At 74.0% G+C, this 14,298-nt stretch carries 15 protein-coding genes; 10 read left to right on the forward strand and 5 right to left on the reverse strand.

What is annotated here, in order from left to right:
* Positions 1–44 precede the first annotated feature (44 nt).
* Positions 45–905, reverse strand: a complete 861-nt coding sequence (locus GT030_RS34200) for a Cof-type HAD-IIB family hydrolase (protein WP_161204383.1) — start codon at positions 903–905, stop codon at positions 45–47.
* 201 nt (positions 906–1,106) lie between these two features.
* Here GT030_RS34200 and GT030_RS34205 point away from each other — a divergent pair, with 201 nt between their 5' ends.
* The 3 genes from GT030_RS34205 (at position 1,107) to GT030_RS34215 (ending at position 3,108) form a co-directional block, all read left to right on the forward strand.
* Complete coding sequence (locus GT030_RS34205) at positions 1,107–1,919, forward strand: SAM-dependent methyltransferase (RefSeq protein ID WP_161204396.1); 813 nt, start codon at positions 1,107–1,109, stop codon at positions 1,917–1,919.
* A gap of 92 nt (positions 1,920–2,011) precedes the next feature.
* Positions 2,012–2,539 (forward strand): NUDIX hydrolase family protein, encoded by a 528-nt coding sequence (locus GT030_RS34210; protein WP_161204397.1) that lies wholly within the window; start codon positions 2,012–2,014, stop codon positions 2,537–2,539.
* 113 nt (positions 2,540–2,652) lie between these two features.
* Positions 2,653–3,108 carry a cyclic nucleotide-binding domain-containing protein gene (locus GT030_RS34215; RefSeq protein WP_161204384.1) on the forward strand — a complete coding sequence of 152 codons (456 nt, stop codon included), beginning with the start codon at positions 2,653–2,655 and terminating at the stop codon, positions 3,106–3,108.
* Between the two features lie 8 nt (positions 3,109–3,116).
* Here the strand turns inward: GT030_RS34215 and GT030_RS34220 are convergent, their stop codons facing one another.
* A complete protein-coding gene (locus GT030_RS34220; protein ID WP_161204385.1) occupies positions 3,117–3,806 on the reverse strand; it encodes a response regulator transcription factor in 690 nt (229 codons plus the stop codon).
* Between the two features lie 241 nt (positions 3,807–4,047).
* Between GT030_RS34220 and GT030_RS34225 the strand changes: the two genes are divergently transcribed.
* From GT030_RS34225 to GT030_RS34240, 4 genes are all read left to right on the forward strand, one after another.
* Positions 4,048–4,974 carry a universal stress protein gene (locus tag GT030_RS34225; protein ID WP_161204386.1) on the forward strand — a complete coding sequence of 309 codons (927 nt, stop codon included), beginning with the start codon at positions 4,048–4,050 and terminating at the stop codon, positions 4,972–4,974.
* Positions 4,975–4,991: 17 nt separating this feature from the next.
* Complete coding sequence (locus GT030_RS34230; protein ID WP_161204387.1) at positions 4,992–5,846, forward strand: universal stress protein; 855 nt, start codon at positions 4,992–4,994, stop codon at positions 5,844–5,846.
* Positions 5,847–5,984: 138 nt separating this feature from the next.
* Complete coding sequence (locus GT030_RS34235; protein ID WP_161204388.1) at positions 5,985–7,052, forward strand: zinc-dependent alcohol dehydrogenase family protein; 1,068 nt, start codon at positions 5,985–5,987, stop codon at positions 7,050–7,052.
* Positions 7,053–7,181: 129 nt separating this feature from the next.
* Positions 7,182–8,912, forward strand: coding sequence for a GAF domain-containing protein (locus tag GT030_RS34240; RefSeq protein ID WP_161204389.1), 1,731 nt, complete (start codon positions 7,182–7,184; stop codon positions 8,910–8,912).
* An 8-nt stretch (positions 8,913–8,920) separates the two neighbouring features.
* Here GT030_RS34240 and GT030_RS34245 read toward each other — a convergent pair whose 3' ends face one another.
* Positions 8,921–9,175, reverse strand: a complete 255-nt coding sequence (locus GT030_RS34245; protein ID WP_161204390.1) for a hypothetical protein — start codon at positions 9,173–9,175, stop codon at positions 8,921–8,923.
* Between the two features lie 166 nt (positions 9,176–9,341).
* Complete coding sequence (locus GT030_RS34250) at positions 9,342–9,806, reverse strand: hypothetical protein (protein WP_161204391.1); 465 nt, start codon at positions 9,804–9,806, stop codon at positions 9,342–9,344.
* Between the two features lie 136 nt (positions 9,807–9,942).
* Here GT030_RS34250 and GT030_RS34255 point away from each other — a divergent pair, with 136 nt between their 5' ends.
* On the forward strand, positions 9,943–10,866 hold the full coding sequence (locus GT030_RS34255; protein WP_161204392.1) for an LLM class F420-dependent oxidoreductase: 924 nt from the start codon (positions 9,943–9,945) through the stop codon (positions 10,864–10,866).
* 36 nt (positions 10,867–10,902) lie between these two features.
* The gene (locus GT030_RS34260; protein ID WP_161204393.1) at positions 10,903–11,727 is read left to right on the forward strand and encodes a DUF1684 domain-containing protein; all 825 of its coding nucleotides are present in this window, start codon (positions 10,903–10,905) and stop codon (positions 11,725–11,727) included.
* A 25-nt stretch (positions 11,728–11,752) separates the two neighbouring features.
* Here GT030_RS34260 and GT030_RS34265 read toward each other — a convergent pair whose 3' ends face one another.
* Positions 11,753–12,703 (reverse strand): 2-hydroxyacid dehydrogenase, encoded by a 951-nt coding sequence (locus tag GT030_RS34265; RefSeq protein ID WP_161204394.1) that lies wholly within the window; start codon positions 12,701–12,703, stop codon positions 11,753–11,755.
* Between the two features lie 74 nt (positions 12,704–12,777).
* Here GT030_RS34265 and GT030_RS34270 point away from each other — a divergent pair, with 74 nt between their 5' ends.
* Positions 12,778–14,106, forward strand: a complete 1,329-nt coding sequence (locus GT030_RS34270) for an MFS transporter (RefSeq protein ID WP_161204395.1) — start codon at positions 12,778–12,780, stop codon at positions 14,104–14,106.
* Positions 14,107–14,298: the final 192 nt, after the last annotated feature.

Here is a 14,298-nt window from a genome sequence, read left to right on the forward strand (position 1 = left end):
GCGTGCATGGCGTCGCGCGGCAGACGGGAATTGTCAGACAGGACCTAGAGGGTTATGCCGAGTATCCGCGCGATCGTCCGGGGCACCCCGTGGTCGTTGTTGGAGGGGGCCAGGTGGCGGGCGCGGCTGATGACGTCCGGGTGCGCGTTGGCCATGGCGAAGGACCAGTCGGCGGCGTCCAGCATCTCCAGGTCGTTGAGGTAGTCGCCGAAGACCATGGTCTGGGCCGGCGTGATGCCCAGATCGCGCTGGAGGCCGCGCAGGGCGGCGCCCTTGTTGGCGGTGCGGTTCATCACGTCCACCCAGTGCTCGCCGGACACCACGACCTGGTGGCTGTCGGCGAAGGGCGCGAGGGCGGGGGCGGCACCGTGCTCGGCGGGGCCGAAGTCGTACACCGCGACCTTGATGATCTCGTCGTCCACCGCGGTCACGTCCTCGACCACGCGGTGCGAGACGTAGTACTTGCGCACCTCCGCGAGGAACGCCTCGTCGCTCCGCTCCACGTACGCGGCCCGCTTGCCGCAGACCACGGCGCCGGCGTCCACGCCCCGCCCGGCCAGCCCCCGTACCGTGCCGGCGAGCTCGGCGGCGGTCGCGGGGTCCAGCGGGTCGGAGCTGAGTTCGACGCCGTCGCGGACCACATAGGTGCCGTTCTCCGCGATGAACACCATGCCCTCGGCCACGTCGGCGAACTCCTCGGCCAGCGTGGCGTACTGGCGGCCGCTCGCGGGGCTGAACAGCACGCCCCGGCGCCGGAGTTCGGCGAGCAGGGGCCGCAGGGTGGCGGGCGGCCGCTTGTCGTCGTCCAGCAGGGTGCCGTCCATGTCGGTCACCACCAGGCGGATGTCGGCGGGTCCCGAGGGCTCGCCGGGGACGTCGAGGAGGGGCGCGGGCGTCGCTGACATGTGCTGCTTCCGGTCGGTTCGCGGGACGCCCCCAGTGTTCCTCATGGCCCTAACGGGCTTGTCTCCGGGCGGGGCGGGCGGTCCGGGGATGCCCGTTCGGTGCCCGTTCGCGTACCGTGCGTGATTTTCGGGACACCGGGTTCGCCGGACGGCACAATGACGCGGGACGGCGTGATCAAGGGGCGGCGGAAGGGCGGCACGTTGAGCGACCAGGACTCCGCCACGGCCGGGGCGGCACGGCCGGACACCTCCGTGGCGCACAACGCGCGCGTCTGGAACTTCTGGATCGGCGGCGACGCCCACTACGAGGTGGACCGGCGCGTGGGTGAGCAGATCGCCGGGATGTTCCCGGTGATCCGGGACGTGGCCCGCGCGGACCGGGACTTCCTGGTGCGCGCGGTGCGCCACCTGGCGGCCGAGCGCGGCATCCGGCAGTTCCTCGACCTGGGCGCCGGGCTGCCTGCCGCGGAGAACACCCACGAGATCGCCCAGCGGGTGGCCCCCGAGTCGCGGATCGTCTACGTCGACAACGACCCGGTCGTGCCGGCCCACGCCCGCGCCCTGCTCACCGGCTCCCCCGAGGGCGTCGTGGAATACGTCGACGCGGACGTCCGGGACCCGGACGCCGTCGTGCGACGCGCCGCGAAGACGCTGGACCCGGGCCGGCCGGTCGCGGTGCTGATGCTCGGCATCCTCAACTTCGTCCTGGACGGCGCCGAGGCACAGGAGATCGTCCGCCGGATCATGGCCGCCGTCCCGTCCGGCAGTGTGCTGGTGCTCACCCACCCGACCTTCGACGCTGAAGTGGGCGGCGCGGGGAACGTGACCGCCATGGAGTTCTGGAACGCCCACGCCACCCCGCCGGTCACCGGCCGCGGCCGCGCGGAGATCGCGTCCTTCCTCGACGGTCTTAAGCCGGTCGAGCCGGGCCTCGTGCCGTGCTCGCAGTGGCGTCCGGACGCGGCGGACGCGCTCCCCGTACCGCAGTTCGGGGCCGTCGCCGTGAAACCGTGAGCCTCCCCGGCCCCCGCAAGCCGCATGTGTCCGAGCCCGCCCGCACCCGCGGCGGGTACCCACCCGGAAAGTATGATCAAGCAATGTCTGACATGACCGAGACCACGCCCGGCTGGCTGACCACGGACGAGCTGGAGATGGCCAGGGCCCGGATGCCGATCCTGTACGTCGAGGCCGTGCCCGTGCGGGTGGACGACAGCGGTGAAGTCACCAGTATCGGGCTGCTGTTGCGCATCGGCCCGGACGGCACGGTCAGCCGCACCCTGGTCTCCGGCCGCGTCCTGCACCACGAGCGGGTGCGCGACGCGCTGCTGCGGCACCTGGAGAAGGACCTCGGCCCGGTCGCGCTGCCCCGCGTCCCCGTCTCCACGCAGCCGTTCACGGTCGCGGAGTACTTCCCCACGGCCGGTGTCACCCCGTACCACGACCCGCGTCAGCACGCGGTCTCGCTGGCCTACATCGTGCCGGTGACCGGCGACTGCCGTCCCCGGCAGGACGCGCTGGACCTGGTCTGGTTCACCCCGCAGGAGGCCGCCTCGGCGGCCCTGCACGACGAGATGCCCGGCGGCCACGGCGCCCTGCTGAAGCAGGCGCTGGCCCACGTGGGCATCGTCTTCTAGCACTGGTCCGGCCGGGGGCCGAAGGGTCCCCGGCCGGGGCCGAACGGCCCGTGGCGCACCGGGCGGGAGCGGTACGACCCTTAAGGGCAGACGCCTCGAAGGGAGCCGGTGCGATGACCACGACCACCATGACCACGGCCCTGGAACCACTGCAGCGCGAGCGGCTGATGGAGCTGGCCCGCGAGGTCTCCTTCCCGGCCGGCACCCGGCTCTTCGAGGAGGGGCGGCGCGCCGACCGGTTCTGGATCGTCCGTACCGGAACCGTCTGCCTCGACCTCCATGTCCCCGGCCGCCGCCCGGCGGTGGTGGAGTCCCTCGGCCACGGTGAACTCGTGGGCTGGTCCTGGTACTTCACGCCCTGCGTATGGCACCTGGGCGGCGAGGCGATGAGCCCGGTGCGGGCCTGGGAGTTCGACGCCGAGACGGTCCGCGCCCGCTGCGCCGAGGACCCCGCCTTCGGCCGGGCAGTCGCCACCTGGGTCGGCCGGGTGGTGGCCCACCGCCTGCACTCCTCCCGCGTCCGCCTCCTCGACCTGTACGCCCCCTACGGCAGCGGCGGCCTGCTCTGAACCCCCGCTCAGCGCGGCTGGTGGGGGTCGAGCTGAGAGGCGAGCACCGCCGCCTGGACCCGGCGCTGGACCCCGAGCTTGGCGAGCAGGCGGGAGATGTGGTTCTTGACCGTCTTCTCGGAGAGGTAGAGCCGCTTGCCGATCTCCCGGTTGGTCAGGCCGTCCCCGATCAGGGCGAGGACGTCCCGCTCGCGGAGCGAGAGGGCCTCCAGCTCGGGCGGCAGCGCGGGCGTGGTCCCGGCCGGGTCGGCGCGCAGCGAGCGAAGCAGCCGGGCGGTGGTCGCGGGGTCCAGCATCGACTGCCCGGAGGCGACCGTGCGCACCGCGGAGACCAGGTCGGAGCCCTTGATCTGCTTCAGCACGTATCCGGCGGCCCCCGCCATGATCGCGTCGAGCAGGGCGTCCTCGTCGTCGAACGAGGTCAGCATCAGGCAGGCCAGACCCGGCATGCGGTCGCGCAGTTCGCGGCAGACGGTGATGCCGTCGCCGTCGGGGAGGCGCACGTCGAGCACGGCCACGTGCGGGCGCAGCGCGGGGCCGCGGGCAAGGGCGTGCGCGGCGGTGTCGGCCTCGCCGACCACGGCGATGTCGGGTTCGGCGTCCAGCAGGTCGACGAGGCCCCGGCGGACGACCTCGTGGTCGTCGAGCAGGAAGACCCGGACGGGGTCCTGCTCCGTGAAGGTGCGTGTCTCGGGCATGACGGCCTCTCGTTCCCGCGGGCCGACAGGCGCGACGGACGGCCCACCGGCACGATCATCGCCGGTCCACGACACCCACACTAGGGCCGAACGGACCTGGTCGGCGGGACTCCCGGTCCCCCGGAGGGACCTGTGGCCGTGGCCCCAAGGGCCGGTTGCGGTCAGGCTGGTGGGTGGGCCCCGTACGGCCCCCGGATGAGCCGGGCCGTAAGAGCCCCCACGAGCCAGGGAGGTGCAGGCGATGCCCCGAACCGTGACCGCGGGCCTGGACGGCTCCGCCGAGAGCCGGGCCGCCGTCGAGTGGGCGGCGCGCGAGGCGGTGCTGCGCGGGCTGCCGCTGCGGCTCGTGCAGGTGTGGGAGCCGCTGCCGGACCCCCTGGCACAGGCCCCGCTGCTGGGTGCCGAGGCCGAGCGGGACTGGATCGAGCGGGCGCCGGACGAGAGCGCGGAGGGGCTGCGGCTGCGCCATCCCGGCCTGGAGGTGATCACCGAACGGCGCACCGGCGACCCGGTGGACGTGCTGTGCGAGGCCGCCGGGACCTCTGAGCTGCTGGCGCTCGGCTCGCGCGGCCTGGGCGGCCTGCACGGGTTCATCGTGGGCTCGGTCGGCCTGGCGGTCTCCGGCCACGCCGACTGCCCGGTGGTGCTGGTCAGGGCGGGTGAGCAGGCCGCCGACGAGCACGGTGCGGACCCCACGGGCATTCCGTCGGCCGCGACGCCGTTCCGGCCGGTGGTGCTGGGCCTGGACATCACCGCGCCCGACGCGGCCCTCCTGGAGTTCGCCCTCGGCGCGGCCGCGCTGCGCGGCTCCCCGCTGCGGGTGGTGTACGCCTGGGCGCCGCAACCCGCGCCCTCGTACAACAGCCCCGGTTACGCCTACGAGGCGGAGGCGCCTCCGGTCGTCGAGGAGGCGCTGGAGCCGCGCAACGCGTTCATGCTCGGCCGGGCGCTCGAGCCGTGGCGGGAGTCGTTCCCGGACGTCGACATGGCCGAGGCGGCCGTGGAGGGCAGCGCCGGGTCGGTGCTGGTGGACGCCTCCCGCGACGCCTGCCTGGTCGTGGTCGGCCGCCGGGTGCGCACGGCCCGGCTCGGCGCGCACCTCGGGCATGTCGCGCACGCCGTGCTGCACCACTCCCCCGCCCCCGTCGCCGTCGTCCCGCACGCCTGAGCGAAGTGGAGAACCCGATGGACGAGCCGATCGTGGTCGGTGTGGACGGTTCCGCGCCCAGCCTGCGCGCCGTGGACTGGGGCGCCGAGGAGGCCGCCCTGCGCGGGGCGCCGCTGCGCCTGGTGTACGCCTCGCTCTGGGAGCGCTACGAGGGCGAGCTGATCGCCCAGGAGCTGAACCGTCCCGTCGAGGAGGTCATGGCGAGGGACGTGGTCGGCACCGCCGAGGCCCGCGCCCGGTCGCGCCGGCCCGGTGTGGAGGTCACCACCGACGTGCTGGCCGGCGAACCGGAGTACGCGCTGGTCCGGGAGAGCAGTATCGCCCGCGCGGTGGTGCTGGGCAGCCGGGGGCGCAGCGGTTTCACCGAGGCGCTGCTCGGCTCGGTCAGCCTGACGGTCGCCGGGCACGCCCACTGCCCGGTGTTCGTGCTGCGCGAGGGCCCGGAGGACGAGGAGCCCGGCGGCTCACCGCGGATCGTGCTGGCGGTCGGCGGCAAGCCCCGGGACGCGGCCGCCGTCCGGTTCGCCGCCGAGGAGGCCGGACTGCGGGGCCTCCCGCTGGAGGCGGTACGCGCCTGGCGGCGGCCCTCGGGCTTCACCGGCCACGACGCGGGCGAGGGCGACCTGGAGGAGGCCGCGCGGGAGGTGGTGGCCGCGGCCCTGCGGGACGTGCCGGAAGGGGTGGCGACGGTCGTCCGTACCCCGGAGGGCCCCACCCGTGACGCCCTCGTCCAGGCCGCGCCGGGCGCCACCCTCCTGGTGGTCGGCGGCCATCCCCGGCACGGTGGCTTCGGCCTCCAGCTCGGCCGGGTCGCCCACGGCGTGCTCCACCGCGCCCCCTGCCCGGTCGCGGTGGTCCCGGAACCGGCGTAGCCGCCCCGGCCCGCCGGACGTGGGGCGGGCGGCCCGTGCGCGTGGGCGCGGGGGCGGCGAAGCTGGAAGCAGGGGCCGGTTCCTGGCCGTGACGGCAGGCGTGGGGTCAGCAGGCCGGCCGACGAGGTGAGGAGCGTCATGAAGGGCTTCGTCTTTCACGGACCGGGCCAGGCGTCCTGGGAGGACGTCCCGGACCCCGCTGTCAAGGAGCCGACCGACGCGATCGTCAGGGTCGGCATGGTGTCCATCTGCGGGACCGACCTGCACATCCTCAAGGGCGACGTGCCCGAGGTGCCGCCCGGCACGGTGCTGGGCCACGAGGCGGTCGGCGAGATCGTCGACGTGGGCAGCGACGTGCGCACGGTCCGGCCGGGCGACCGGGTGCTGGTCTCCTGCATCACGTCGTGCGGACGGTGCCGCTTCTGCCGGGAGAGCCGGTACGGCCAGTGCCTCGGCGGGGGTGGCTGGATACTCGGCCACCTCGTGGACGGCGCCCAGGCCGAGTACGTCCGGGTCCCGTTCGCCGACCTCTCCGTGCACCCGCTGCCGGCCGCCGTGCCGAGCGAGGTCGCGGTGCTGCTGGCGGACATCCTCCCCACCGCGTACGAGGTGGGCGTGCTCAACGGCCAGGTCCGGGCGGGCGACACGGTGGTGATCGTGGGCGCGGGGCCGATCGGGCTGGCGGCCGTGGTCACGGCCCGGCTGTACGGACCGGAGCGGATCATCGTGGTGGACCTGGCCAGGACCCGGCTGCAGGCGGCCCGGCGGCTGGGCGCGGACGTCATCGCCTTCGCCGGGGAGGACCCCCGGATGCTGGTGGACGACCTCACGGGCGGGCTCGGCGCGGACGTGGCCGTGGAGGCGGTCGGCGTGCCGGAGAGCTTCGAGCTGTGCACCCAGGTGGTGCGGCCCTGCGGGCACGTGGCCAACGTCGGCGTCCACGGTTCACCGGCGATGCTGCACCTGGAGAACCTGTGGATCCGGGACGTCACCATCACGACGGGCCTGGTGGACACGTACTCGACCCCGGCCCTGCTGCGGATGGCGGCCGCGGGCCGGCTGCCGACCGCGGAGCTGGTCACGCACACCTTCCCGCTGAACCACATGGCGGAGGCGTACGAGGTGTTCGGCCACGCCGCCGAGACCGGCGCGCTGAAGGTGGTGCTGGGCGCGGACCGGCACGAGGTGGCCGTCCCGATGTCGTGAACGGCATGCGCATCGCGTGGTCCCTCCCCCTTCCGGTTGCGCGTACCGGGCCGTACGCGGGACCGATACGGTGGAAGCGACGACCCACTGGTGCCGACTTCGCGCGCCGAGCCGAGGTGGAGGACCGTGGTGGCAAGCCCCAGAGAGCCACGAGAGCCACGCGTGCTGCTGCCGCAACTGAAGCTGGACGAGCTGCTGGAGGAGTTGCAGGCGCGGATCGACGCGGCCCGCGGCACCAGGGACCGGGTGCACAGCCTGCTGGAGGCGGTGCTGAGCGTCGGGCGGGAACTGGACCTGGAGCAGGCGCTGCACTCGATCGTGGAGGCGGCGGCCGCGCTGGTGGACGCCGAGTACGCGGCGCTCGGGGTGATCGGACCGGACGGCCGCACCCTGTCCGCGTTCCACACGGCCGGCGTCTCCGACGAGAAGATCACCGAGATCGGCCCGTACCCGCAGGGCCACGGCATCCTCGGCGAGCTGATCCGGCACCCGGAGCCACTGCGCCTGTCGAAGATCTCCGAGCACCCGGCGTCCTACGGTTTCCCGCCCAACCATCCGCCGATGCGGAGCTTCCTCGGGGTGCCGATCCGGGTGCGGGGCCAGGTGTTCGGGAATCTGTACCTGACCGAGAAGCGCGGCGGCCTGGAGTTCGACGAGGAGGACGAGTCGGTCCTCTCCACGCTGGCGGTGGCGGCCGGGGTGGCCATCGACAACGCCCGTCTGTACGAGGACTCCCGGCTGCGCGAGCGCTGGCTGCTGGCGAACGCGGAGATCACGCACCGGCTGATGCCGGGCAGCGAGCGCTCCGAGGCGCTGGACCTGATCGCCGAGCGGGCCCGTGACATCACCGGGTCGGCGCTGGCGGAGGTGGCCGTGCCGATGGCGGACGCCTCCTCGCTCAGGGTGGAGATCGCGGTGGGCGAGGGCGCCGACGCACACCGGGGTATGGTTCTGCCGCTGCACGAGGGGCTGATGGGGCTCGCGTACTCCACGGCCGCGCCGGTCACCAGCGACGACATCACCCGCGACGACCGGATCACCGCCGAGCCGTCCCGGTTCCGCGGGCCGGGCCCGGCGGTGGCGGTGCCGATCGGCACCGGCGAGGTCGGCGCGCGGGGCGTGGTGCTGCTGGTGCGCGAGGCGGGGCGGCCGGTGTTCTCGGACAAGGAGACCGAGCTGCTCCAGGGTTTCGCCGCACAGGCGGCCATCGCCATGGAGCTGGCCGAACGCCGCCAGGACGCACAGCAGTTGGCCCTGCTGGAAGACCGTGACCGGATCGCGCGCGATCTGCACGACCTGGCGATCCAGCGGCTGTTCGCCACCGGGATGACCCTGCAGAGCGCGGGCCGTTTCATCGAGCACCCCAAGGCCGCAGACCGGGTGCTGCGGGCGGTGGACGACCTGGACGAGACCATCAAGATCATCCGCTCGACCATCTTCGGGCTGCGGGCCCGCGAGGGCGGTGCGGGCAGCGGGCTGCGGGCGCGGGTCGTGCGGGTGGCCGGTGAGGCGGCGCCGGTGCTGGGCTTCGCGCCCGGTGTACGGATGGAGGGGCTGATCGACACCGACGTGCCGCTGCGGATCGCCGACCATGTGGTGGCCGTACTGTCGGAGGCGCTGACCAATGTGGCCCGGCATGCCCGCGCGCACGCGGTCGAGGTGGTGCTGACGACCGACGGCCGCGAGGTGGTGCTGCGGGTCGCGGACGACGGGGTGGGTATCTCGTCCGGCGGGCGGCGCAGCGGACTGCGCAACATGGCCGAGCGGGCCGAACAGCTCGGCGGCCACCTGGAATTGGGCGGCGCGGAGGGCGGTGGCGCGGTGCTGGTGTGGTCGGTGCCGCTGCCCGAGGGCGCGTGAGCCGGGGGTCAGGTGCGCCAGACGGTGACCAGGGCGGCTGCGAGGGTGACCAGGGCGGAGAAGGCCACCATCAGGGTTCTGAGGCGGCCGGTGAGGTGCGGGACCCGGTCGGGCGGGGGCTCGGGGGGCTCATCGGCCGGCAGGAGCAGCCGGCACCAGGGGCACTCGTCGTCGGGCCGGTGCGGCGGCAGCCAGTGGATCACGCCGCGCGGCGGCGGGCGGCGGTTGTCGCGCGCGTCCCTGTCGTCCCGGTCGTCTCTCATGTCACTCCGTGAGCGCGGTGGCGACCGCGTCATGGTTGCGAAACCTTGGGCCTTTGCCTCACTTAACAGCTAGGCCCTGGGGAGAGGTTGCGGGTCATGCCTGCCGCACGGCCGTTCTGCACATGCGCGAACGACCGGCCGCGGCCGGCACGGGACGCGGCGGGCGTCAGGGGTGGCAGTCGCCCGCCACCACCGTGTAGGTGACGGCGCCGAAGACCAGGTGGGGCACCAGGTCGGACACCCAGTCCGTGGGGGACCACGTCCGGGGGTCGGTGACACCGAGCCGCGTCATGGAGGCATCCGTGGCCGCCATGGCGAGGACGCCGGTCGCCAGGCTCCCCAGCCACCACGGCACCCGGGCACCGGCGCGGTGCGCCAGGGAGACGACCACGCCGGTGGCGACGCCCACCCCGATGCCGCCCAGCGCCCCGAGCGCGGACAGCCGGTTCGACCGCTGCTCCCCCGTCCCGCCGAGGTGCAGCCCCATGTCCTCGACGAGCTTGCCGGCGGCCTCGGCGGGCACGTCACTGGCGGACCTGCCCCGCAGGGCCATGTCGGCGTAGCTGGTGGCGTTGAGGGCGGTGGTTCCGGCGGCGCCCGCCGCGCTGCCGCGCAGGATGCTGTGAATCATGCGCCCCCGAGTTCCCTGAACCCCCTCCGCGAACCGTTCCGCACCGCCGTAGGGGTGACGGGCCTCCACACACCCGCAAAGAACCTGTCACACAAGGACCGGAATGCGGCCTCGGGGGCGGGCTGTTCTCCTTGTCATGACTGTTGGAGTAGCGCTCAACACGCCCGGCGCCGCGAACCAGGTCGACGCCTCCGTGCTCCAGGCCCGCGAGGCCGCAGCGGCGGGGGTACGGTCCGCCTGGTTCGGGCAGACCTTCGGCGCGGACTCGCCCCAGCTCGCCGCGATCGTCGGCCGCGAGGTACCCGGACTCCAGGTGGGTACCTCCGCGATCCCGGTCTTCGGCCGCCACCCCCTGCTCGTCTCCAGCCAGGCCCAGACCGCCCAGGCGGCCACCCATGGCCGCTACCACCTGGGTCTGGCGCTCGGCACCAAGCTGCTGACCGAGGACGGCTTCGGTCTGCCCTTCGAGCGTCCCATCGCCCGGCTGCGCGAGTTCCTCACCGCGTTGCGCCAGCTCACCGAGCACGGCGAGGCCGACTTCCACGGCGAACTGCTCACCGCCGCCACCCCACTCCCGGCCCGCGTCCCGGGCGCCGAGGACGGCGTGCCCGTACTGGTCGCCGCGATGGGCCCGCAGGCACTCCGGGTCAGCGGCGAACTGGCCGACGGCATCCTGCCGTACCTGGCCGGGCCACGGGCGCTGGAGCGGGACATCGTCCCGGCGGTCAACGCGGCCGCCGAGGCCGCCGGGCGGCCCGCGCCCCGGATCGTGGCCCTGGTGCCCGGCGTGGTCACCGACGAGGTGGACGCCGTACGGGAGACCGCCACCGAGCAGCTCGCGTTCTACGAGCAGATCCCGTCCTACGCCAGGGTCCTCGAACTCTCCGGCGCCCGCCGGGCCGCCGACCTGGCGGTGATCGGCGACGAGAAGACGGTCGCCGCCGAGGTGCGCCGCTACCGGGAGGCGGGGGTGACGGAGGTGGTCCTGACCGGCACCGAGATCGCCGGAGACGCGTCCCGGCTGCGCACCTACGCCCTCCTCGGCGAACTGGCGGACTGACACCGTCCCCTCACGCACGACGACGAAGGAGCACCGATGACCACCCACGCCACCGCCACCGACCTCCACGCCTTCACCGAGTCCTGGCTGGACTGGTACCGGGCGCACGAGGAGAACCTCGCCGACCCGCACGGCTTCCTCGCGGTGACCAGCCTGAACTGGCTGGACGAGCATCCTCGGCGGTTCCCCGACGCCCCCGGCGCCTGGCGCACCGGCCCCGAGGGCGTCACCGTGACCCTGGACGAGGGTGAGGAACTCACCGTGGCCGGGGAACCGGTGCGCGGCGAGCACCACTTCGGTGTGCTCCCCGAGCGCGGCGGCGTCGAGGCGGTGTGGGGGGACGCGGTGATCGAGGTGGCCAAGCGCGGCGGCCACGACATCGTCCGCCCCCGGCACCCGGACGCTCCGCTACGTACCGCCTTCGCGGGCACGCCGTCCTACGCGCCGGACCCGCGCTGGGTGGTGACGGGCCGCTACGAACCCTTCCCCGAGCCCCGCCCGACCACGGTGGGCGCGGCCGTGGAGGACCTCCGGCACGTGTACGACGCGCCCGGCCGGATCACCTTCGAGCTGGAGGGCCGCCCGCTGGCCCTGACCGCGTTCCCCGGCAAGGGCCCCGGCGGGCTGATGGTGCTGTTCACCGACGAGACCTCCGGCCGCACCACGTACGCCGCGAACCGGGTGCTCTCCCTGGCCCCGCCCGCCGCCGACGGCACGGTCGTGCTCGACTTCAACCGGGCGGCGAACCTGCCCTGCGCCTACACCGACCTCGCCACCTGCCCGCTGCCCCCGGCGGAGAACCGGCTGCCGGTGGCGATCGAGGCGGGGCTGAGGATTCCGCGCGAGCGGGGCGGGGCCTGACGACACGTCAAGGGCCGCCGGGAGCTCAGTCGCGCGGGAAGAGGTGGTGCAGCGGCTCCCCGGCGGCGAACCGGCGTACCTGCTCGACGATCAGGCGTTCCGCGCGCGGCCGGAACGCGGCCGAGCCGCCCGCGACGTGCGGGGTGAGGAGCACGCCGGGGGCGTGCCGCAGCGGGTGGCCGGCCGGGAGCGGCTCGGGGTCGGTGACGTCCAGGGCCGCCCGCAGCCGTCCCGACCGGGTCTCGGCGAGCAGCGCGCCGGTGTCCAGCGTGCGGCCCCGGCCGACGTTGACGACCAGCGCGCCGTCGGGCAGCGCGGCCAGTTCCCCGGCGCCGAACATGCCGACGGTGTGCGGGTTCTCGGGCAGGACGAGCACCACGATGTCCGTCTCCGGCAGCAGTGCGGGCAGGTCGGCCACCGCGTGGACGCCCTCCTCGGGCCGGGCGCGCCGCGCCACCCGGACGACGTCCGCCTCGCAGGCGAGCAGCCGCCGCTCCAGCGCCGCGCCGATGGAGCCGTAGCCCACGATGGTGACGCGGGCGTCGGCGAGGGAGCGGGTGAAGTGCGGCTCCCAGCGTCCGGCGCCCTGGTCGGCGACCCACTGCGGGAGGTCCCGCTGGGCGGCGAGGATCAGCCCGAGGGCGTGCTCGGCGGTGGAGGCGTCGTGCAGGCCGCGCCCGTTGTGCAGGGCGACCCCGGCGGGCATGAGCGGGAAAAGCTTCTCGACCCCGGCGCTGAGTGACTGCACCGCGCGCAGGCCGGTCAGCTTCGGCAGCAGGTTCACGGCGTCCGGCACGGCGTAGGGCATCACCCACAGGCCGACGCGGGCGAGCGCGTCGTCGGCGGGCTCGCTGCCGGGGGTGACCCCGTCCCACACCTGGACCTCGACACCCTCGGGCCAGGGGCCGTGCTGCCGGTCCAGGCCGGCCCAGGGCAGCAGGACGCCGGTGGCGGTGTGGTGCAGAGCTCTGGTCATCGGACCCTCCGTCTCGTACCGTGCTTTCCGTCCAGTGAAACACTTTCCATCACACGGAAAACAGGGGGTCTGGGATGACAGCGACGTCACCCGCCACCGACACCGCAGCGGCGGCACCCACGCAGACAGGCTTCTGGCGGTCCTCCCGCGCCCGGTATCTGATGCCGGTCGCGTTCGTCATGTACTCGCTCGCCTATCTCGACAAGTCCAACTACGCCATCGCCTCCGCCGGCGGCATGGCCGAGGACCTGAGACTGTCGGCGGGGGCGGACTCCCTGATCGCCGCCTCGTTCTTCCTCGGTTACTTCTTCTTCCAGATCCCCGGCACGATCTACGCCGAACAGCGCAGCGCCCGCCGTCTGGTGGCCTGGTCGACCGTGGCCTGGGGTCTGCTCGCCGTGCTCCAGGGCATGCTCAGCAGCCCGGCCCAGCTCATCGCGGTGCGCTTCGCGCTCGGTGTGGTGGAGGGCGCGGTGCTGCCGTCGATGGTGATGCTGCTCGGCCGGTGGTTCACGCGCGGCGAGCGCGGCCGCGCCAACACCTTCCTCATCCTGGGCAACCCGGTCACGGTGATGTGGCTGTCGGCGGTCTCCGGCTGGCTGGTGTCGGCCTCCGACTGGCGGGTGATGTTCGTCGCCGAGGGCGTGCCGTCGGTGCTGTGGGGCGTGTGCTGCCTCTGGCTCATCAAGGACCGTCCGGAGCAGGCACGCAACCTCCCCGAGCCCGAACTCGCGCTGCTCCGAGCCGACTTGGCGGCGGAGAAGACGGCCGCGCCGCCGGTGACCGGCACCCTGCGCGAGCGGTACGGCCGGGTGCTGCGCTCCCCCGCCGTGCTCACCATGGCCGCGCAGTACTTCTTCTGGTCCTTCGGCATGTACGGCTTCGTGTTCTGGCTCCCGGCCATCATCAAGAAGGGCTCCGGCGAGGGCATCGGCGCCACCGGCCTGCTCACCGCGATCCCGTACGCGTGCGCGGCCGTGGCGATGCTGGTCAACTCCCGCTTCTCCGACCGCAGCGGGCGCCGCCGGGTGGCCGTCTGGCCCTGGCTGGCCTGCGGCGGTCTCGCCCTGCTCGGCTCGTACGCGGCCGGCGGCGACTTCCCGCTCGCCCTCACCCTGCTGGTGGTGGCCGGCGTGTGCCTGTACGCCCCCTACGGCCCGTACTTCGCGCTCGTCACCACCCTCGCGCCGCCCGGGATCGCGGGCGCGGCCGTCGCGCTGGTCAACTCCTTCGGCGCGCTCGGCTCGTTCGCCGGGACCTACCTGGTCGGCTGGGTGCGCGGCACCGAGCTGGGCGACGCGGGCGCCTTCGGCCTGATGGCGGTGTGCACCCTGGTCGCCGCCGCGCTGACCCTCGCCGCACCCGAGCCCGCGAGGAGCGCCGGCCCGGTCCCGGTACGGTGACCGTCGAAGCGGCGGACGCCCCGGCACGCGTACGGACGGCCGCCGCACCCCATCCCCAGCCCGGCCACGACAGCGGCAGTGAACGACGAAAGGCGCGCACGGTGACCACACCATCCGGCGACGACATGCTGGGCCGGGGGCTGCGGCTGCTCACCGTGCTGGCCGAGCACCCCGCCGGCCTCGGCGTCAGCG

The organism is Streptomyces sp. SID1328 (genome assembly GCF_009865595.1).
Taxonomy (GTDB): Bacteria; Actinomycetota; Actinomycetes; order Streptomycetales; family Streptomycetaceae; genus Streptomyces; species Streptomyces griseoluteus.

Coding starts and splice junctions, on each gene's coding strand:
- GT030_RS34200 (WP_161204383.1), bottom strand. CDS start 905: ATGTCAGCGACGCCCGCGCCCCTCCTCGACGTCCCCGGCGAGCCCTCG.
- GT030_RS34210 (WP_161204397.1), top strand. CDS start 2,012: ATGACCGAGACCACGCCCGGCTGGCTGACCACGGACGAGCTGGAGATG.
- GT030_RS34215 (WP_161204384.1), top strand. CDS start 2,653: ATGACCACGACCACCATGACCACGGCCCTGGAACCACTGCAGCGCGAG.
- GT030_RS34220 (WP_161204385.1), bottom strand. CDS start 3,806: ATGCCCGAGACACGCACCTTCACGGAGCAGGACCCCGTCCGGGTCTTC.
- GT030_RS34225 (WP_161204386.1), top strand. CDS start 4,048: ATGCCCCGAACCGTGACCGCGGGCCTGGACGGCTCCGCCGAGAGCCGG.
- GT030_RS34230 (WP_161204387.1), top strand. CDS start 4,992: ATGGACGAGCCGATCGTGGTCGGTGTGGACGGTTCCGCGCCCAGCCTG.
- GT030_RS34235 (WP_161204388.1), top strand. CDS start 5,985: ATGAAGGGCTTCGTCTTTCACGGACCGGGCCAGGCGTCCTGGGAGGAC.
- GT030_RS34245 (WP_161204390.1), bottom strand. CDS start 9,175: ATGAGAGACGACCGGGACGACAGGGACGCGCGCGACAACCGCCGCCCG.
- GT030_RS34250 (WP_161204391.1), bottom strand. CDS start 9,806: ATGATTCACAGCATCCTGCGCGGCAGCGCGGCGGGCGCCGCCGGAACC.
- GT030_RS34255 (WP_161204392.1), top strand. CDS start 9,943: ATGACTGTTGGAGTAGCGCTCAACACGCCCGGCGCCGCGAACCAGGTC.
- GT030_RS34260 (WP_161204393.1), top strand. CDS start 10,903: ATGACCACCCACGCCACCGCCACCGACCTCCACGCCTTCACCGAGTCC.
- GT030_RS34265 (WP_161204394.1), bottom strand. CDS start 12,703: ATGACCAGAGCTCTGCACCACACCGCCACCGGCGTCCTGCTGCCCTGG.
- GT030_RS34270 (WP_161204395.1), top strand. CDS start 12,778: ATGACAGCGACGTCACCCGCCACCGACACCGCAGCGGCGGCACCCACG.